Here is a 17834-nt window from a genome sequence, read left to right on the forward strand (position 1 = left end):
CTAGACCTCCGATTCATTCTTGAAAAGCCGGCGCTGCAGGAGGGCAAGCGCAGTGACGGCAAGGAAGAAGATGACGGCAACGGCGGAGGCATAGCCGATCTTCTGGCTGGCGAAGCCCTCCTTATAGAGGTAGTAGATGATGGTTGTCGTCGCGCCGTTGGGACCGCCACGTGTGAGAATCGAGACCTGGGTGAAAAGCTTCAGGGCGCCGATCGTGGTGATGATCAGGAGGAAGATGTTGACATTGCGCAGTCCCGGCCAGGTGACATTGCGGAACCGCTGCCAGGGGGTCGCGCCATCGACCCTCGCCGCCTCGTAAAGCTCGGGCGAGATATCCTGAAGGCCCGCCAGATAGATCAGCATCTGATAGGGAAAGGTTGCCCAGGCAGACAGCACCACGACCGAAACCATGGCCGTCGAGGAACTGCCGAGCCAGTCGATATAGGCGCCGGGACCGGCGACCAGCTGATAGACTGCGTTGAGGGGTCCGTTCGGGATGCGGTAGATGACTGCCCATATGGCGACAACCACCGTCATGGGAAGCAGAAGCGGCAGAATTGCAACCGCGCGGAAGGCCGATCGGAACGGAATTTTTGCATTTAGGATCAGCGCGATGCCAAGCGAAACCGCAAGCTGCAGCGGCACCACAAGACATGAAAACAGGATGGTGTTCGTCACCGCCTGCCAGAAATCGTCGTCGGTCAAGATCCGCTCATAGTTGCGAAGACCGATGAACCGTGTCGGAATCGGTCGTGGAACCAGGTGCTGATCCGTGAACGAAAACCAGATGGAGAGCGCAAAGGGCAGTGCGAAAAGCAGGCCGAGCGCCAATACTGCGGGTGACAGCATCACATATTGCTGCAGCCGCGACTTTTTTCGAATATTCATGAACGATACTCCACGCAGGTATACCACGTTGAAACCCTGCCTGGGCGGAATTTAACGGCCAAAGGGAGGATAGCCTGCGTTGTCCTCGATATCTTCGTCGATCGTTTCGGCGGCGTTGTCGAGTTCGTCACGAACGTCAGCCTTGCCGGTCATGATGTGATCGACGGCGTTGGCGAAGGCTGACGTAATGACAGGGTAGGCCGGGTGCACCGGCCGGACCATCGTGCAGCAATTGGCAACATCAACGAAGAGTGCGCCTTTACCCTCGGACGAATAGAGCTTCGAAAACGGCACGGCGGAAGAACGTGCCGGAATGTAGCCGGTGATATCGGCATAAAGACCGACTTGCTCGCGCGACATCGCGAAATTCAGGAAGCTTGATATGGCATCGAGCTTGGTCGACGAAGCGGGGACCGCCCAGCCAAATCCGCCATTCGAGCTGACGGGACCTTTGTCCCCGAAAGCGGGCGGCGGCATCAATACGAGGTCATCGCCCAGTCCTCTTTCATGAGCAGGCCACATCCAGTTGCCAACCCATGCGAGCGCCGCCGTCTTCTCGCCGTAAAACTTGTTGTCGCCTGCCGACGCCGGCACGATATAGCCCTTGTTGACCCAGTCGGACAGACGCTCCATGAGAGCGACATTCGCGTCGGAATTCACCGTTCCGTCGGCCACCCAGGTCTCGCGGTCGATGACGTCACCGCCGTTTGATTCCAGCAAGGGCAGCCAGCCATAGGTCAGCCATTCGCTGACGCCTTCGCTCAGCTTCATGTCGAGCGGCCATTCGACATCGGGTAGCGCCTTCAGCTTTGCAAGCACGGCTTCAAGCTGATCGGCCGTCCATGCTTCCTCGATGGACGTCGGGATTTCGACACCGGCGTCTTCCAAGAGCTTTCTGTTGCCCCACAGGACCTCGGAACTGTCATAGGGACCAACTTGGTAAAGTTTACCGTCGGGACCATATGTCCCCTGCGCCAGAATGCCCGGCAAAAGATCCTTCTTGACTTCGGGATCGAGAAGGTCGTCGATCGGCTGCAGCGTGCCGGCCCAGGCGAGGCTAGCCATGTTCGGGCCATCCACCAGCATCACATCCGGCAGGTCGCCCGAAAGCGTCGCAGCCTGAATGGCCTGCGTATAACCCGGGATCGGCACGACTTCGACAGTGTTTTCGCTTTGCGAGGCGTTGTAGTTTTCCTCAAGTTGCGCAAAATACGGCTTCTCGGAATCTCCGTTAATGACCCAAACCCTCAGGCTTTCCGCGCGTGCCGCGGGCGACAGGCCCACGACAGCCGTTCCGATCAGGAACAGAGTTTTCAGTTTCATTTGAGTCCTCCCAGTATGGTTGGTGCGGGCCGTGGCCCGAAGCGCCTCCGTTTCGACGCAATCGGACATGATCGCGGCGCACCTGCGTGTCCTGCGGCAAATGTCTCACGTTGTCAATTCAAAATTGTCTCACGTTGTCATTATGGCCGCCGGAACGATAGGTTCCGGCGTCGTGTCGCTCGAAATGTCGCGCTCAGAAAGAATTTCGGTTGATGAAGCGCCCATTCACAAGCCGGACCATCGGGTCCGGTCGCCGCATGTCGCATGCGATCTCCATCGCTGCACGGCCCATTTCATAATAGGGGAGCTGCATCGTCGAGAGTTTCGGTTTCAGCATCTCGGCGATAGGGGCCTGATTGTCGAAGCTGGTGACGCCGATATCCTGCCCGACCCGGAAGCCCGCATCCGCGATCGCGAAATAGAGCTGCATCGCGATAATGTCCTGGCCGCAAACGATAATGTCGGGCCGCTCAGCCGCCTCGAGAATCTGTTTCAGAAGGTCCTCAACAATAAACCGGTGCTCGCCATCACGGAAGACCACGGCCGGGCGGACGCGCTGCGAGAGGTCGACGCCGTGGGCCAGTCCCTCGTCGATGTAGCCCTGCCGCCGCAAGCCGGCTGCGCAGATTTCCTCGGAGAGATTGAAGAAATAGGGGCGCTTGTATCCTCTGGCAAAGACCTCTCTCATCAACAGGCGCGCAAGACCGTAATCATCCGGAAGAACGGTCGGGATGTCGAGCCTGGAGCTGAAACAGTTGAGCAGAATGCTGCGCTCCGCCTTGGGGGGCGTCGTAAGCTCCCGGTGATAGATGGTCGCATAGATGACAGCTTCGGCCCTGAACTGGGCAAGCTGGGCTTCCGCATGGGCGCCGTCATCCTTTCCGGGAAGGATGTTGAAGAGCATCATCTGCTTGCCGAGCGACCATGCGACATCCTGCGCTCCGCGGATGAGGTCGATCGAGGAATTCGACATGGCCACACCATCGGCGACAAAGCCGATGATGTCGCTTTTCTTGGCCCGCATGAGCTTGGCGGCAACGCTCGGCTGATACTCCATTTGCCGGAAGACTTTTTCGACACGCGCTCGCGTCTCGGGTTTGACGAGCGGGTCGTCATTCAGCACCCGGGATACGGTCTTGAGCGAGACACCGGCAGCTTTGGCAATATCGCGTTGTGTTTTCATGTCCGCTATTTTCCACAGAACGCGACGGGAGTGAAGCGACCAGCGAAAACACGGGTGCGGAGCCGCGATTATCGGTTGTGTTCCTTAAGCCGCCGAAAGACCGGATGCTCGGAAAGCCTGGCTGTCGTAGGAACGATCACGGATTTCACCGCGTTCATGAAAAAAGACTGCGGCTTCAGTTTGTGGGCAGCCTCCCCTTTATTCAGGCCAGCTTGGCAGCGTCAACGCAACGAAGGGCTGGAATACCACTCAATCATGAACAAGGTGCGTTCAATGCGGCCGATTTCTCGTAATGCTTTGGCCAGGTTGCTCGATTTCGAGGAAGCCGAAAACCTCTTGAGGATCATCGAGGGTGCGACAAGGCGTGCAGTGACCGAGGCGGCCAGGCGCAGCAAATCATCCCAATGGTCGAGAATAAGCGCCGTATTGATGGGCGCTCCGATGTGGTTTTCTATCCCGGGATATGCATCGCCTTTTTCAAAGGCGTGGAGTTTCCGGTCTTTTATGTTGCGGAGCCGTGGTGCAAAGCGTTTGCCAATCAGGGCGAATAGCGCAAAGACATGATCGCTGGCGCCACCGGTATCGGTAAAATGCTCATCGATTTCCAAAATCGTTTCGTGATCAAAGAGCCCGTCGAGAACATAAACCAAGGCGATTGTGCGGACGTCGGCGGACCTCAATCTCAAGTCTATCCGAGGGCGAGAGAGTAAAGTGCCTGATCAGGCTGTCCTCATCTGTGGGTATGTCGAAAAGCGAGCGCCGATCTTGCGGCTTCAGAAGCATGCGTTTGGTCATATGAAACTCCCACCAAAGAGCCGTTGGCCTGTATTCCTGCATGCAATCCTTACATTGGGTACAACTGTCGGAACACGTCCACAGCCAAATTGCTGATGACGTCAGACCAACAGCGAGCCATCTAAGGAGTTCTCTATTCGTTCTAGTCTAACGCAGGATTTTGAACTGCTCTTGTTCCGACCTCACAAAGGGCTGAACAACCGTGCCGAAAACAGCCATCCCCCATTCCGAAAGCGGGAACGAACGATGCAAGGATATCGATCTCCAGGAGGCTTGCAGCGGTTCGTGGCTATTCATTCAGCCATTCGGAATTGCTTTTGTGTTCCTGTAAGCCGTCGCTCAGCCCTCACAATCCGATATCACCGCCTCGAAGCATTTGACGCTTGGGAGGCAGCCAGCCGAGAAGCTTGACACCCGAATATCAGGATACATTTCTGGGTCGGAAGATAACGTGACAACACCCTCACGGCAAATCCACCGTCGTTCATCTGATTTTATTGGCGGCGGGCATTGGTCAAAATCCGGCAGACCTCCTGCATGCGGGCGCGCGCCTCCCGCCGTTCCGCACTATCCGGCAGACGGGCGTCAAGAAGGGCTTCGATCTGCCTGCGCGCGTCAGCCTGTGAAATTCCGGTCAGGCTGAGGCCACAGCGCAGCCAGATTCCGTCAATGGCGGTGATCATCAGATCCGTCATCAATGCGGCATCCCCGTCGGGCAGCATTGCGCGCAGCGGCCCGATCAGGTTTGACCGCATTCTGGCATAGATCACCGTCTGGATCCTCTGGTAAGCCTCGACATGCGGAACGCCGGCGCAGAGCGATATCCATGCATGCGCGACCTCCGGTCGAAAAGAGGTCGAGGAGAGGTTGGTTTCGACCACGGCGTAAATGCGCTCCCAGGGTGTCCTTGCCTCGCGCAGAAACAACACCGCTTCGCGCAGAAGAACAGCGTTCGCGTGCCTGAGCGCCGCGGCAAGCAGCGCTTCCTTGCTCTTGAAATAATGCAGAACATTGGCCTTGGAGGCCGCAGCCTCTTCGGCAACACGGGCAAGCGACGTGCCCTGATTGCCGTGTCGCATAAGCGCGCGGTAAGCCGCCGCAGCATATTCAGCCCGCCGGATACTGGAGATGTCTCGTCGCCCCACAGTGGCCATCCCGTTTGCCAATTGTTTCAAGACAGTTTCAATAAAATAGATTGACTCACCGATCAATCTATTTCAGGCTCAGCGTTGATAAACCGAATGGTCAATAAATAGTCCAAAAGGATCGAAATCGATATGAAGAAGCTTCTTCTCACCGCGAGCGCACTTGTCCTCTCCTGCACCCCGTCGGCCCACGCGGATTGCTCCACGGTGCGTCTGGCAGAGCCGGGCTGGACCGACCTGGCCCTGACCACCGCGATCACTCAGATCCTGCTGGAGGGCATGGGCTATGAAACGGAAAGCGACGTTCTCGGTATCCCGATCATCTATCAATCGATGAAACGCGGCGATCTCGATGTGTTCATGGGCTACTGGGACCCGGCCATGCAGGTCTATTTCGACCCTTACCGCGACAGCGGCGCGATCGAGACGATCCATACGAATCTGGAAGGCGCCAAGTTTACCTGGGCCGTCCCGTCCTACGTCTATGACGCGGGCGTAACCTCCTTCTCGGATCTGGCGGACCATGCCGACAAGTTCGGCAAGAAGCTTTACGGCATCGAGCCCGGCTCGAATGACATCATGCTCGATATCGTCGAGAAGGGCGACTTCGACCTTGGTGACTGGCGGGTTGTTGAAAGTTCGGAACAAGGCATGCTGTCGCAGGTCTCCCGCGAAGTGCAGCGCAAGAACTGGATCGTCTTCCTCGCCTGGGCGCCGCACCCGATGAACACTGCCTTCGACCTGAAATATCTGAAAGGCGGCGATGACTATTACGGCCCCGACTTCGGTGGCGCGACGGTTTCGACCCAGGTTCGCACCGGCTATGTTTCCGAATGCCCTGCGGTCGGCAAGCTGCTGAACCAGCTGACCTTCGATGTCGCGATTGAAAGCGAGGGGATGGGATATATCCTTGACGACGGAATGCGCGCGAAAGAGGCCGCCCGCAAGGTTATCTCCAATCATCCCGACATGCTCGATACCTGGCTGAACGGCGTTGGGACCCTTGACGGAAAACCGGCCCTGCCCGCCGTCAAGGCCGAGTTGGGCCTTTGAGCAACGCCATGCAGGCACAGGACCGGTTCGCGAACCTGAATGGCATGAGGATGTGTTACCGGCAGGACGGTCCCCTTGCCGCCCCCGCGGTCATTCTTGTCGCCGGACTGGGCATGCAGTTGATCGAATGGCCCGAAGAGCTTGTTGCCGGATTGGCAAAACAGTTCTGGGTCATCCGGCTGGACAACCGCGACAGCGGTTTGTCCGGTCGCTGCGGCGGGCCGTTTTCGAACACCCCGAAGGGGTTCTCATGGTCCGGCAGCGCTCCGGAGCTGGCCGCCTACGGCCTTGGCGACATGGCGGGCGATGTACTGGCGCTGGCCGACCAGTTGGGGATCCAGACATTCGATTGCGTCGGTTTCTCGATGGGCGGGATGATCGCGCAGCACCTCGCAATCCGAGCCCCAAAACGCCTCAAGCGCCTGGTCTCTGTGTCCAGCACTGGCGGAAGCGGTTTGATTACCGCAGACCCCGTCTCTCTTGGCCTCATGGAGCGTTTTTTCCTTCCCTTCGCTTCCGATGAAGCGAGAGTGGCGGCCATCATCGACAGCAATGATCACTTTTCTCTCGGGTTGATGTCGTCGCGCAGCCCGCAAAGCCGAAAACTGGCCGAGGCTCTTGCCGGCCGCGCCGATGACGAGGGAGGCTACCTCCGGCAGGCGTTGGCCATGACAGGGTCTCCGGCCTGGAGGGCTGAGCTCGAGAGCCTGGCGACCCCCGCCCTCTTCGTGCACGGTGACCTCGATCCGTGCATCAACGACCAGGAAGCACGCCAGCTGGCAGACAGCATGCCTTGCGCCACCTTCCGCAGCAAGGCCGGGCTTGGGCACTGGATCGACAATGCCACAAGCAGGCTTATCCTCGCATGGCTGGAGGCGGCGTGATCTTTCCCTAGGCCGTAAACCCATAAACGGGTTCACTTCGCCGGAGTGATTTGATTCAATGGTCTGTGGAAAGGAGACCATTGGGGTCGGAACAAGATTTGCAGAAAAGCCTACGCTAAGCTCGAATGGAGCGTGAACGTCACGCGGCACGCAAGATTCGCCCGGGAAACCGCAGCGGCCTAAAGCCGTCTGGCATTTGCTGCTCGGCGTCCCACGAATAGATGCCGGTGAGGTTGATATGCTCCCAACTGAGCGGCGATACGTGTTTGAGCAACTCGTCAGGAATATTGCGGTCCTGCTGTCTCAGGTGGGTCGTCGCCCGGCTGTCAAAGGAACGATCGCGGATTTCACCGCGCTCATGGAAAAAGACGGCGCGCTTGAGCTTGTGCGCGGCTTCGTCCTTGTTGAGACCGGCCTGACAACGTCGGCGCAGCGCCGGGCTGGAATACCATTCGATCATGAACAGTGTTCGCTCTATGCGCCCAAGTTCTCGTAATGCCCTGGCCAGCTCGCTGGATTTCGACGAGGCTGACAACCGCTTGAGTATTGCCGAGGGCGCGACGGTGCGCGTGGTGATCGAGGCGGCAAGGCGCAGGAGCTCGTCCCAATGTTCTATGATCAGCGCGGTGTTGATCGGGGCGCCGATATGATTTGCCAGTGACGGATAGCTATCGGCTTTCTCGAAGGTGTGGAATTTCCGATCCTTGATGTTGCGAAGGCGCGGCGCGAAGCGCTTGCCGATCAGGCAGAACAGCGCAGAGACATGGTCGCTGGCACCGCCGGTATCCGTGGACAGCTCCTCAATCTCCAAAATGGTGTCATGGTCAAACAGGCCGTCGAGCACATAGACGGCCTCGCTTTCGGTCGGGCTGATCGGCAGGATGCTGTAATAGCCGTATTGGTCGGAAAGCTTGATGATCTGTGCCACGATCGTCGCGCGCCGTCGGCTGGCGCCATAGTCTTCGGCAAGCCAGGCCGGCGCTGCGTCGCCTTCCCGAACCATCTGCTCCCATCGCCCGGAGGAAATGCGGGCCTGTAACCGGGGATTGATCCCGAGCGAGCGCAGGAACGCGATGCGGTCCGTCAATCCGAACAGGTTGTCGGCGCCAAGCGCGTCGGAACCAGACCGCAGCCAATGAAGGCGCGTCTGCCCCATCGACGGATCCACGTCTAACAAAGCATCGGCATGAATAACCCCACGAATTGCAGACGCCTTCGTGCCTAAAAACAAGATAAGAAAGTATCGATTGTTAGGGGCCAGAACAAGGTTTGCGAAGAATCGTACGCGGCCTTTCTCAACCAAAGACAGCAATTGTTGACGGAGGCATCACCATCAAAGCACAGGTTGTTGTCTTTGAACGCTGCGGAACACGATCCCTCTATGCTCGGTTGACATAGTCCGGCGCATAGAATGGCGTCGGGGCCAGTTCGTGTTCTTCTTCCCAGTCTTTCAGGCGCTCGAACAGAACATCGAAATCGTCGACGAAGAGATGGCTGGCGATATGCGAGGCCAGATGCTCGCCGGCCGGATTGACGCTCGGCACATCGAGCGAGAGCGTGCCGAAGCTTAAGTATGAGCCGGTGTTGAAAATGTGGATGCGTTCAAGCGCGCTGTTTTCGACGTCGCGTTCCATGAGCTCGAAACCCTCGCCGAGATAAGGCATCCGGGCGAGGCCGGCATTGGCCATGTCCTGCGGCGGCTGATAGCAATCGCCCCAGGTGAGGATGCGATCTTTCAGTGCGGAGAACATCGGCTCCCGGGCAAGGTCGACGGAAAAGCCGGTGCCAAGGATCAGGAAGTCGAATTGCCTGATCTCGCCGTCCGAAAAGGCGATCTCAACCCGCTCGCCGGCGCGCGTTATCGCTTTGAACGGCTTGCCGAAATGCACCTCGAAATTGTCGTGTGCAATGGTTCTGAGCACGGTTTCATGCGGCGGCGGGGTCTGGATGCGTTCCAGATAAACCGCCATTTCCCAGCGTTTCGCATCGGAAAGACCGCGCCAGCCGGCGAAGAAACCGGGATTGGCGTTGGCGCGCCCCTTGTTCAGCTGCGGCAGCGCCTTTCGGCGGCAGAACATCTCGACCCGCCCTGCCCCGGTCTCCAGCGCCGTCGCGGCGTTATCCCAGGCCGACGAGCCGGCGCCGATGACGGCGACCGACTTGCCCTTGAGACGCGCGAAATCGATCATTTCGCAGGTATGGGCCGCCCGATCCGGCCAGAGATCGGCCGCCACGCCCGGAGGGCGGGTGAAGCCGCCCGCCCCCGGACGGCCGGTGGCGATCACAACGCGCTTGGCCCTGAATACCCGGCCATCCGCTGCCGTGAGCGCCACATGATCCGGATAGGGTGTAAGGCCAACGACATCGCAGTTATTGTCGACCGGCAGTTCCAGCACGTTTCTGAGCCAGATCAGATAGTCCTGCCACACGGAATTCGGGATTTTGTAGAGCGCCTCCCATGCATCCTCACCGAAGGCGGCGACATACCAAGAGCGGAACGTCAGCGAGGGGATGCCGAAGGGCGAGCCGGGCAGATCCTTCTTCGATCGCAAGGTCAGCATCCGCGCATAGGTTACCCACGGCCCTTCCTTGCCCACGGGCGCGCGATCCAGCAGTTTGATGTTGCGGATACCCTTGAACATCAGGCTTCCGGCGGCCGAAAGCCCGAACATGCCCGCGCCGACGATGATGACGTCATAAAGCGGCGCGCCATCTGCGGCAGTCTTCCTGGCCGTCCAGTCCTCGGGCGGAAGCTTGAGCACGGCAAGATCGTCCTTCACGCGCGCTTCAAGTGAGGCAAGCCCAGCACGCCCGTCCTGCGGCGCGTCGGATATCTTCAAGGATGTAGGCATCTCTGTTCAGCTTCCCTGTTGGCCGGCGTCATTGCGCCGCCTCGTCTTCCATGGAGTAGCGAAAATCGCAGTAGCTCGCGCCGGACATGATCGTCTGGGTGCGCTTGAGCTTCATCTTCGGATTGAAGCCCTCGCAAAACGCGCCGTCGCGATTGCATGACAGGAGATCGCCGATATCGCCGAGGCCCATTGCCCGATACATTTCCGCGTACCGGCAGCGGGTGACGTTGAAGGAGAGTGTTTCCGCCCCCTCCTCCAGCACCGTCATTTCCAGCGCGCCGCCCGCCGTCCAGTTGGGAAGGATCGCGGAAAAATCAGTGAAATCCGCAGGATGGTCGAGTTCGGCGGCGAAGCTTTCGCCCTGCCGGATCGCCGCCCGCGTCACCGCATCGCCAATCACGGAACGCGCCTCGGCCTCGCCCCGGCGCGTCTTCAACTCCTCGTAGACGCTTGCCAGAATATTGGCCTCGATCCGGCGCTGCTCGATGATCGGGATACGGCGCTGCTCAGACATGCGCGTGCCCCCCGAGATAGGCTTCCGCCACACGCGGATCTGCGGCGAGTTCCTTTGCGTCGCCCTGCAGGACGATCTTGCCGCCTTCCATCACGGCGGCCTGATCCGCGATCCGCAGAACCGACTTGGCGTTCTGCTCGACGATCAGGATCGACAGGCCTTCGCTCCGGATTTTCTCGATAAGATCGAAGATCGCCTTGACGATTTTCGGCGCAAGGCCGAGCGAGGGCTCGTCCAGCAGCAGGATTTCCGGTTTTCCCATCAGGGCCCGGCCGATGCAGAGCATCTGCTGCTCGCCGCCGGAAAGCGAGCCGGCCTCCTGGTTGATGCGCTCCTTCAGGATCGGAAACAGGCTGGCGACATGATCGAGTTCGGAAAGGCCGTGCCGGCCTCCGCCGATCAAGAGGTTTTCGCGCACCGTCATGTTGGAGAAGATCTGGCGGCCCTCCGGGGCCTGGGAAATGCCTGCCCTGACGATGGCGTGGCTCGGCAATCCGCTGACCAACTCGCCCTTGAATCGGATCGTGCCGCCATCCGGCTTGTAGATGCCGGAAATGGCGCGCATCAGCGTGGTCTTGCCAACGCCATTGGAGCCCAGCACGCCGTAAATGCCCTTCTCCTCGACGCTCAGCGAAACGCCATGGAGGATCTGCTGCACGCCCATGGAAACGGTGAGGTTTTCGACTTCGAGTACCGCGCTCATTCGTCGCCTCCAAGGTAAGCTTCCAGAACTACCGGATCATTGCGGACCACGGAGGGCACGTCATCGGCGATCTTGCGGCCCGACGCGATGACGACCACCCGCTCGCAGATGCTCATCACCAGGTTCATATCGTGCTCGACCAGCATGATCGGCAGGCCATCGGCGTTGAGCTGCTTGACGAAGGCCGCAAGCTCCGCCGTTTCCGTGTCGTTCAGCCCCGCCGCCGGCTCGTCGAGGATCAGGAATTGCGGGTCCATCGCCAGTGCGCGGGCGATTTCGAGATATTTGCGGCGGCCATAGGAAAGGTTGGCGGCAAGATCGTCGGCGACCTCGGTCAGGCCCGTCATCTCCAGCGCTTTCCAGCTAGCCTCCGAAATGCTCTCGGCCCGTTTCCTGCCGCCGGCAATCGACTGGAAGAAGTTCATGCCCGTCGCGCCAAGGGCGCCGACGGAGACGTTGTCGAACACGGTCATATTGGGGAAGATGCGCAGGTTCTGGAAGGTGCGCGACATGCCGCGCTTGGCGATCGCGAAGGGCTTCTGGCCGGTGATGTCCTCGCCCTTGAACCGGACCTTTCCGCCCGAGACCGGCGTGAAGCCGGAAATCAGGTTGAACAGCGTGGTCTTGCCCGCGCCGTTCGGCCCGATCAGGCCGACGAGTTCGCCTTCGCCAACATGGGTAGTGATATCGTCTACCGCCTTCAACCCGCCGAAGTGGCGCGAGAGGTTTTGAATTTCAAGCACGTTCATCGCCAGCCCACCTTCTTGTCGCCGGGTGCTGCGGCCCAGCGGTCGCCGAACTGGCGGCGCACCAGCGAGAGCGCCGGCACCTCGCCGAACAGACCCTTGGGCAGGAACAGGATGGCCAGGAACATGACGAGGCCGACCGCGATGTTACGGAAATCGCCGACATCGCGCAGCACTTCCGGCAGCAGGATCAGCAGTGCCGCGCCGATGATCGCGCCCGGCAGCGAGCCGAGCCCGCCGACGACCACCATCGCCAGGATCTGGATCGAGACCGAGAAATCGAAGTCTTTCGGCGAGATATAGCCCGTCGTATAGGCCCACAGCGCGCCGGCAAGACCCGCGAAAAAGGCCGAGAGCGTGAAGACCTCGATCTTCAGCCGCACGGTGTTGACGCCCATCGCATCGGTGCACTGGTCGTCCTCGCGCAGCGCCCTGAGCCCGTTGCCGTAATAAGAGTGGCTGATGCGGTGGATGAGGAAAATCGACACCGTGACGACAACGGCCACGACGAAATAGATGCCGGTGTCGGAGGTGATGGAGACGCCGAAAAGGCTCATGCCATCAAACAGCATCACGCCGTTCGGTCCCTTGGTGAAACCGACCCAGTTCAGCATGATGAGATAAAGCATCTGCCCGATCGCGAGCGTGGCCACGGCGAAATAGATCGACACAAGCCGCATGGTCGGCAGCGCCACCAGAAAGGCGATCAGCGCGGCGACAAGCCCGGCAAGCGGCAGCCCCAGCGTGAAACCTATCCCGTAGTCGGCGCCGAGAAGGGCGGCCGTATAGGCGCCGACGCCGTAAAACGCGGCATGGCCGAGATGAAGCAGACCGGAGGTGCCGGAGACCATGTTGAGCGATGCCGACAGGAGAATGAAAATCAGGACAAGGCTTGCGATCTGATAGAAATAGCCGCGATCGAAGCCGTAGAGAGCCGCCGGCACGATGATGAACAGCAGCAAGAGCGGCAGACCGACGGAGAACAGGCGGGAGGACGGCAGCTTAAACACGCTCCCTCCTTGCCCCGAACAGGCCGCGCGGGAAGAAGATGAGGGTGACGATCAGGAAGCCATAGGCCACCATGTCCGACCAGTTGGACGAGATGAATGTCGTGGCAAGTCCCTCCGAAAGACCGAGCAGCAGGGCGCATATCACCGCTCCGGGGATCGATGTCAGACCGCCCATGATCATCGCGACGAAGGCCTTGATGCCCGGCACGAACCCCATGGCCGGGAAGATCGCGCCGTAATAGAGGCCAACCAGAAGGCCGGCGGCCGCCCCCATCATCGAGCCGACGACAAAGGTCGAGACGATCGTCATATCGGTGTTGATGCCGACATATTTCGCGCCGAGCGCGTTGTTGGAAACCGCACGAATGGCGAGACCAATCCGGGTGCGCTTCAGAACATATTGCAGTCCGCCCAGCATGATGATGGCGACCACCAGAATGATGATATCGCCATTGGAAATCGTCACCGCTCCGAGCTGGATCGGCTTGTTGATCATGTAATCGAACGGGACTGCCTGCATCTGCGAACCGAAGATCAGTTCGAGCGCTTCGCGCACCACGATCGACACCGCAAGCGACGACATCAGCGTCGCTTCCCGCATGGCGCGCGATTTCAGCGACGCCTCATCGGAAAACCGCCGGAACGGACGAAACGCGATCCGCTCGAGACCGAAACCGGCGAGCGCGCCGATCGCAAGCGCGATGAAGAGCACGATCAGCATCGGCGGCGCAAACGCCGTGATCGCCAGCAGCCCGGCGAAGGCGCCGATCGTATAGACCTCGCCATGGGCAAAGTTGACGACGTTGAGCACGCCGAAGATCAGCGTGAACCCGATCGCCATCAAGGCGTAGGTGACGCCGAGCGAGAGGCCGATGAGCAATTGTTGCAGATAATATGGATCAAGCAAGATGCGTAACTCCGCATGAGGGGCCGGTCCGGACACAGAGGCGCTGACCGGAGAACGCAGATATAGCGCGTTTCCGGAAAAGCGGGAGCGCCCGGCGGATCAAGCGACCGCCGGGCGCCATCGATATCAGTTGGAGACCGGGGTGAATTCACCGCCTTCGACAACGGCCTTGGTGAGTTCCTTCTGCGGCTCGCGATCCGGGCCGAAGGTCGTCACGCCCGTCACGCCCGGAAAATCGGTGGTTCCGGCAAGCGCGTCGCGCACGCTGTCGCGGGTGACGTCGGGATAGGCCCTGACGATCGCGTCGAGCATGATGTTGACGGCGTCATAGGCCTGGGCGGGGAACTGGCCCGGCAGGTCGCCGCGCTCTTTTTCCCAGGCGGCCACGAATTCCTGCACTTCCGGGCGATCGTCGTTCGGCATGAAGGTCGCCGTCAGGTGCAGGCCGTCGGCATCGGTGCCCGCAAGCTCGATCAGTTGCGGGCTATAGGCCGCCGAGGTGGAGAAGATCGGGATGTCGAGGCCGAGCTGCTTTGCCTGTTTGAGGAAATTGGCCCCGTCCTCATAGAAGAAGCCGGTATAGATCGCGTCCGGCTCGGCGCGCTCGATCTTGGTGATGATCGAGCGGAAATCTGGCAGGCCGCGATTGAAATATTCCGAGAAAACGATCTCGCCGCCATTCGCCTTCACCTCTTCGGCGAAGTTGTCGACCACGGTCTGGCCCCAGTCCGTCTGCTCGGAAATGACGGCGATCTTCTTGTAGCCTTCTTCATTCATCCAGTCGGCGTTGAAGGGACCTTCCTGGGCCTGGGTGGTGATGTTGCGGAACTGGTAGGGCGAGATTTTCGTATAGTCGGGATGCGATGCCGTCTGGGAAAGCTGCGGCACGCCTTCACGCTGATAGACCTGGGCCGAAGCCATCGAAACGCCCGAGGTGAAATCCCCCAGCACCGCGACGATTTCGTCATTGTCGGCGAATTTGCGGGCGATCGTCACGCCTTCCTTGGCATCCGAACGCGAGTCTTCATAGATGATTTCCACCGGGACCGGCAGTTCGCCGGACGCATTGAATTTTTCCAGTGCGATTTCGGCAGCCGTCTGGAAATCCTTGCCATATTGCGCGGTAGAGCCCGTCAGCGGCAGTTGATAGCCGACCTTGATCGGATCACCGTCTGCAGCAAACGAAAATCCCGTCGCAAGCGCCGATGCCGCTATGCCGGCGGAAAGCGCCAGTACCGATTTTCGAAGTCCATTCATGTCGTTCTCCTCTGTGGTCTTTCTTTTGTTTTTTCGTGAAAGATCGTTGGTCAAGTGACACCTGCCTTGCTGTGATGCGATGTCGATAGCAGCTAGCAGTCTTTGCCCCCTGAAATGAGAAAGCGGTTTGCGCGACGCCTCCGTTCTTTAGAAACTTTTGCCAAATAGCAGACCGTGTTTAGCGCGCTATCTGACGGATTGATAAAGCAAGTTACATGCCATTGGCGTTCAGCCGTCAGGCCGGTTCCCGCAATCGGTCCTGGTCCTCCGCGCAGGCAAAATCGACGGCCGCGGCCGCGTGAAGCTTCGTCGAGTCGAACACCGGAAGATCGGTATCGGCAGGCCCGATCAGCAGTCCGATCTCCGTGCACCCCAGAATAACGCTGTCGCAGCCGGCAGCCTTGGCCTTTTCGATCGCACCGCGATAGACCTCTCGCGATGCATCCTGCACGATGCCGCAGCAAAGCTCGTCGAAAATGATATCGTGCACGGCCTGCCGGTCCGCTGCGTCCGGCACCATGGCCGAAATGCCGTGGGCGGATTCAAGACGATCCCGATAAAACCCCTGTTCCATCGTGTAACGGGTGGCGAGCAGCAGCGGGCGCTTCATGCCCGCCGCCTTCAGGGCGCGCCCGGTCACATCAACGATGTGGATGAGCGGAATATCGAAATGCGCAGAAACCTCATTTGCAATCATGTGCATCGTATTTGTGCAGATCAGCACGCAATCCGCGCCGCCGCTTTGAAGGTTGCGACCGACCTGGCCGAGATAGGCGCTCGCCTTGTCCCACTGACCAGCCTTCTGCCAGGCCACGATTTCCGAGAAATCCACCGAGTGCATGAGAATGTCGGCCGATACCAGGCCGCCAAATCGCTTTCGCACAAGTTCATTGATCTCCTTATAGTAAACTGCGGTCGACTCCCAGCTCATGCCGCCGATCAGGCCTATTGTCTTTCTCAAGGTCTTGCTCCTCATGCTTTTGAGGCAAGATAGCTTAGTTGCGGTGCAAAATGAGATCGAAGATCGCAGGAAAACGGCCGGGAACTGCCATAATTTCTTGCATTAACCTCATCTTGTGCGATTATTTTTCATTCAGAGATAATTCCACGCGATTTGTGTCCCATGCTTGATCACCGCGACCGCAAGATCGTCGACCTTCTTCAGCAGAATGCCGATATGCCGGTCACCGATATCGCCGACACCGTCGGGCTATCGGCATCGGCATGCTGGCGCCGGATCAAGAATCTCGAGGAAACCGGCCTGATCGCGCGCAAGGTGGCGATCGTCGACCGCCGGAAGGCCAATGTCGGCATGACGGTGTTCGTCGCCGTGCGCACCTCGCGCCACTCGATGGACTGGCTGGAGAGCTTTCGGCGCGCGATCAGCGACATACCCGAAATCGTCGAGGCCTATCGCCTGACCGGAGACATGGACTACCTGCTCAGACTGGTGGTGCCGGATGTCGAGGTCTACGACGCGGTCTACAAACAGCTGATCGCCCGGCTCGATTTCACCGACATCTCTTCGTTTATCGGCATGGAAGAGCTGAAATACACCACCGCCGTGCCGATGAATTATTTGTAGGCCCAGAAGAAGTCGGGCCCTTTGTGCGGATGACGGTATTCATCCTCCTACCTGGGTGATCCGCGCAAGTGAGAACGCAGGGTAGACGGCCCCGTCGGCTGCCTTTCACACGCACGCAGGGCCGCCACACCAACAACCATGCTTGCCGCTAACATCGCAGGAGCTGGTCACCGAATCCTCCGCGCACCCTACGGCAACAGCCTTACTCCTCCTCGCCCTCGCCCACGGCCGCAAGCGCCTCCTCCTGCACAGCGGCTCTGCTGAGCAATCCCGCATCCTCCAACGCCTCGATATCCGGCAGATCGCGCAACGTTTCCATCCCGAAGGCGGAGAGGAAGTGTTTCGTCGTGACATAGGTGTAGGGTGCGCCGGGGGTGGGGCTGCGGGGGCCGGAAGCGATGAGGGCGGCGTTTCGGAGCGCGCCGATTGTGTCGCGGCTGACCTCCTTGCCGAAGATCTTTGACAGTTCGGCGCGGGTGATGGGCTGGAAGTAGCCGACGGCCATCAGCACCATGGATTCGAATTCGGAGAGGGCCGCGCCCCCGCCCCTTGTGGGCGCTGCGGAGGCGCGGATGGCATCGGCATAGGCGGGGCGACTGCGGTGCTGCCAGCCGCCGGCGACCGAAACAATCTCATAAGGCCGGCCGCGCAGTTCCTCCTGCAGATCCTCGATCAGCAGATCGAGGTTGCAGTCCATACCAACGACCCGGGCAAGCGTCTCGCGGCCGACCGGCTCGCTTGACGCACAGATCTGTTCCACCCGTCGATGGCAGCATGCTATCGTGAGCAGGTTACAGAGCTCATTGCTGGGCTGAGCGAAGCTGATCAGATGCTGGGCTCGAGAGAAGCTCTGCACGATCTGATCGAGAAGATTGTTCTAACGCCGTCGAAAGATGGAGTCGGTCTCGATATCGACTTTCATGGCGCGATTGCGGGTCAGTTGCATCTCGCGCGGGGTGTTTTGGCGCGGAATAGCAAAAAGGCCTCGC

Annotated in this window: 17 protein-coding genes and 3 pseudogenes; 4 read left to right on the forward strand and 16 right to left on the reverse strand. The window is 59.5% G+C overall.

The genetic code is table 11. The features are described 5' to 3' along the window. The 5 genes and pseudogenes from V6766_RS24230 to V6766_RS24250 form a co-directional block, all read right to left on the reverse strand. A complete protein-coding gene (locus V6766_RS24230) occupies window positions 1-888 on the reverse strand; it encodes a carbohydrate ABC transporter permease (RefSeq protein ID WP_448470816.1) in 888 nt (295 codons plus the stop codon). A gap of 51 nt (window positions 889-939) precedes the next feature. After that, complete coding sequence (locus V6766_RS24235; protein WP_448470817.1) at window positions 940-2211, reverse strand: ABC transporter substrate-binding protein; 1272 nt, start codon at window positions 2209-2211, stop codon at window positions 940-942. A 193-nt stretch (window positions 2212-2404) separates the two neighbouring features. Next, complete coding sequence (locus V6766_RS24240) at window positions 2405-3394, reverse strand: LacI family DNA-binding transcriptional regulator (protein WP_448470818.1); 990 nt, start codon at window positions 3392-3394, stop codon at window positions 2405-2407. Between the two features lie 93 nt (window positions 3395-3487). Then, window positions 3488-4038: pseudogene (locus tag V6766_RS24245) on the reverse strand (Tn3 family transposase); the annotation flags it as partial. Further along, window positions 4016-4231: a DUF4158 domain-containing protein gene (locus V6766_RS24250; protein WP_448470819.1), complete on the reverse strand. Its 216-nt coding sequence runs from the start codon at window positions 4229-4231 to the stop codon at window positions 4016-4018. The gene V6766_RS24250 and the pseudogene V6766_RS24245, both read right to left, overlap by 23 nt. A 141-nt stretch (window positions 4232-4372) precedes the next feature. Between V6766_RS24250 and V6766_RS24255 the strand changes: the two are divergent. After that, a pseudogene (locus V6766_RS24255) lies at window positions 4373-4600 on the forward strand (IS6 family transposase); the annotation flags it as partial. 83 nt (window positions 4601-4683) lie between these two features. Here the strand turns inward: V6766_RS24255 and betI are convergent. Then, entirely contained in the window at window positions 4684-5334 is a 651-nt protein-coding gene (gene betI / locus V6766_RS24260; protein WP_448470820.1) for a transcriptional regulator BetI, read from the reverse strand. 132 nt (window positions 5335-5466) lie between these two features. Here betI and choX point away from each other — a divergent pair, with 132 nt between their 5' ends. Both choX and V6766_RS24270 read left to right on the forward strand, forming a co-directional pair. After that, on the forward strand, window positions 5467-6387 hold the full coding sequence (gene choX / locus V6766_RS24265) for a choline ABC transporter substrate-binding protein (RefSeq protein ID WP_448470821.1): 921 nt from the start codon (window positions 5467-5469) through the stop codon (window positions 6385-6387). An 8-nt stretch (window positions 6388-6395) separates the two neighbouring features. Then, window positions 6396-7271: an alpha/beta fold hydrolase gene (locus V6766_RS24270; RefSeq protein ID WP_448470822.1), complete on the forward strand. Its 876-nt coding sequence runs from the start codon at window positions 6396-6398 to the stop codon at window positions 7269-7271. A gap of 139 nt (window positions 7272-7410) precedes the next feature. Here V6766_RS24270 and V6766_RS24275 read toward each other — a convergent pair. The 9 genes and pseudogenes from V6766_RS24275 to V6766_RS24315 all read right to left on the reverse strand — a co-directional run. Then, window positions 7411-8181, reverse strand: a pseudogene (locus V6766_RS24275) (Tn3 family transposase); the annotation flags it as partial. Window positions 8182-8650: 469 nt separating this feature from the next. Then, complete coding sequence (locus V6766_RS24280) at window positions 8651-10123, reverse strand: NAD(P)-binding domain-containing protein (protein ID WP_448470823.1); 1473 nt, start codon at window positions 10121-10123, stop codon at window positions 8651-8653. Between the two features lie 28 nt (window positions 10124-10151). Then, on the reverse strand, window positions 10152-10637 hold the full coding sequence (locus V6766_RS24285) for an L-2-amino-thiazoline-4-carboxylic acid hydrolase (RefSeq protein ID WP_448470824.1): 486 nt from the start codon (window positions 10635-10637) through the stop codon (window positions 10152-10154). Beyond that, on the reverse strand, window positions 10630-11340 hold the full coding sequence (locus V6766_RS24290; RefSeq protein ID WP_448470825.1) for an ABC transporter ATP-binding protein: 711 nt from the start codon (window positions 11338-11340) through the stop codon (window positions 10630-10632). Before V6766_RS24290 ends, V6766_RS24285 begins: the two co-directional genes overlap by 8 nt. Then, entirely contained in the window at window positions 11337-12089 is a 753-nt protein-coding gene (locus V6766_RS24295) for an ABC transporter ATP-binding protein (RefSeq protein ID WP_448470826.1), read from the reverse strand. The genes V6766_RS24290 and V6766_RS24295 overlap by 4 nt, the downstream gene beginning before the upstream one ends. After that, window positions 12086-13096 (reverse strand): branched-chain amino acid ABC transporter permease, encoded by a 1011-nt coding sequence (locus tag V6766_RS24300; RefSeq protein WP_448470827.1) that lies wholly within the window; start codon window positions 13094-13096, stop codon window positions 12086-12088. The genes V6766_RS24295 and V6766_RS24300 overlap by 4 nt, the downstream gene beginning before the upstream one ends. After that, complete coding sequence (locus V6766_RS24305; RefSeq protein WP_448470828.1) at window positions 13089-14003, reverse strand: branched-chain amino acid ABC transporter permease; 915 nt, start codon at window positions 14001-14003, stop codon at window positions 13089-13091. The genes V6766_RS24300 and V6766_RS24305 overlap by 8 nt, the downstream gene beginning before the upstream one ends. Before the next feature lie 126 nt (window positions 14004-14129). Continuing rightward, entirely contained in the window at window positions 14130-15260 is a 1131-nt protein-coding gene (locus V6766_RS24310; protein WP_448470829.1) for an ABC transporter substrate-binding protein, read from the reverse strand. Between the two features lie 235 nt (window positions 15261-15495). Next, window positions 15496-16221, reverse strand: coding sequence for an aspartate/glutamate racemase family protein (locus tag V6766_RS24315; RefSeq protein ID WP_448470830.1), 726 nt, complete (start codon window positions 16219-16221; stop codon window positions 15496-15498). 162 nt (window positions 16222-16383) lie between these two features. Between V6766_RS24315 and V6766_RS24320 the strand changes: the two genes are divergently transcribed. Beyond that, window positions 16384-16845, forward strand: a complete 462-nt coding sequence (locus tag V6766_RS24320; RefSeq protein WP_448425735.1) for an Lrp/AsnC family transcriptional regulator — start codon at window positions 16384-16386, stop codon at window positions 16843-16845. 202 nt (window positions 16846-17047) lie between these two features. On the opposite strand, the gene scpB is transcribed toward V6766_RS24320, so the two are convergent. Beyond that, window positions 17048-17635, reverse strand: coding sequence for an SMC-Scp complex subunit ScpB (gene scpB / locus V6766_RS24325; RefSeq protein WP_448470832.1), 588 nt, complete (start codon window positions 17633-17635; stop codon window positions 17048-17050). Window positions 17636-17834: the final 199 nt, after the last annotated feature.

Source organism: Martelella sp. AMO21009 (assembly GCF_053484295.1).

What these genes read in the sequence shown, in the direction of transcription:
- V6766_RS24230 (WP_448470816.1), bottom strand. Translation starts at nt 888, where the DNA reads ATGAATATTCGAAAAAAGTCGCGGCTGCAGCAATATGTGATGCTGTCA.
- V6766_RS24235 (WP_448470817.1), bottom strand. Translation starts at nt 2,211, where the DNA reads ATGAAACTGAAAACTCTGTTCCTGATCGGAACGGCTGTCGTGGGCCTG.
- V6766_RS24240 (WP_448470818.1), bottom strand. Translation starts at nt 3,394, where the DNA reads ATGAAAACACAACGCGATATTGCCAAAGCTGCCGGTGTCTCGCTCAAG.
- V6766_RS24250 (WP_448470819.1), bottom strand. Translation starts at nt 4,231, where the DNA reads ATGCAGGAATACAGGCCAACGGCTCTTTGGTGGGAGTTTCATATGACC.
- choX (WP_448470821.1), top strand. Translation starts at nt 5,467, where the DNA reads ATGAAGAAGCTTCTTCTCACCGCGAGCGCACTTGTCCTCTCCTGCACC.
- V6766_RS24270 (WP_448470822.1), top strand. Translation starts at nt 6,396, where the DNA reads ATGCAGGCACAGGACCGGTTCGCGAACCTGAATGGCATGAGGATGTGT.
- V6766_RS24280 (WP_448470823.1), bottom strand. Translation starts at nt 10,123, where the DNA reads ATGCCTACATCCTTGAAGATATCCGACGCGCCGCAGGACGGGCGTGCT.
- V6766_RS24285 (WP_448470824.1), bottom strand. Translation starts at nt 10,637, where the DNA reads ATGTCTGAGCAGCGCCGTATCCCGATCATCGAGCAGCGCCGGATCGAG.
- V6766_RS24290 (WP_448470825.1), bottom strand. Translation starts at nt 11,340, where the DNA reads ATGAGCGCGGTACTCGAAGTCGAAAACCTCACCGTTTCCATGGGCGTG.
- V6766_RS24295 (WP_448470826.1), bottom strand. Translation starts at nt 12,089, where the DNA reads ATGAACGTGCTTGAAATTCAAAACCTCTCGCGCCACTTCGGCGGGTTG.
- V6766_RS24310 (WP_448470829.1), bottom strand. Translation starts at nt 15,260, where the DNA reads ATGAATGGACTTCGAAAATCGGTACTGGCGCTTTCCGCCGGCATAGCG.
- V6766_RS24320 (WP_448425735.1), top strand. Translation starts at nt 16,384, where the DNA reads ATGCTTGATCACCGCGACCGCAAGATCGTCGACCTTCTTCAGCAGAAT.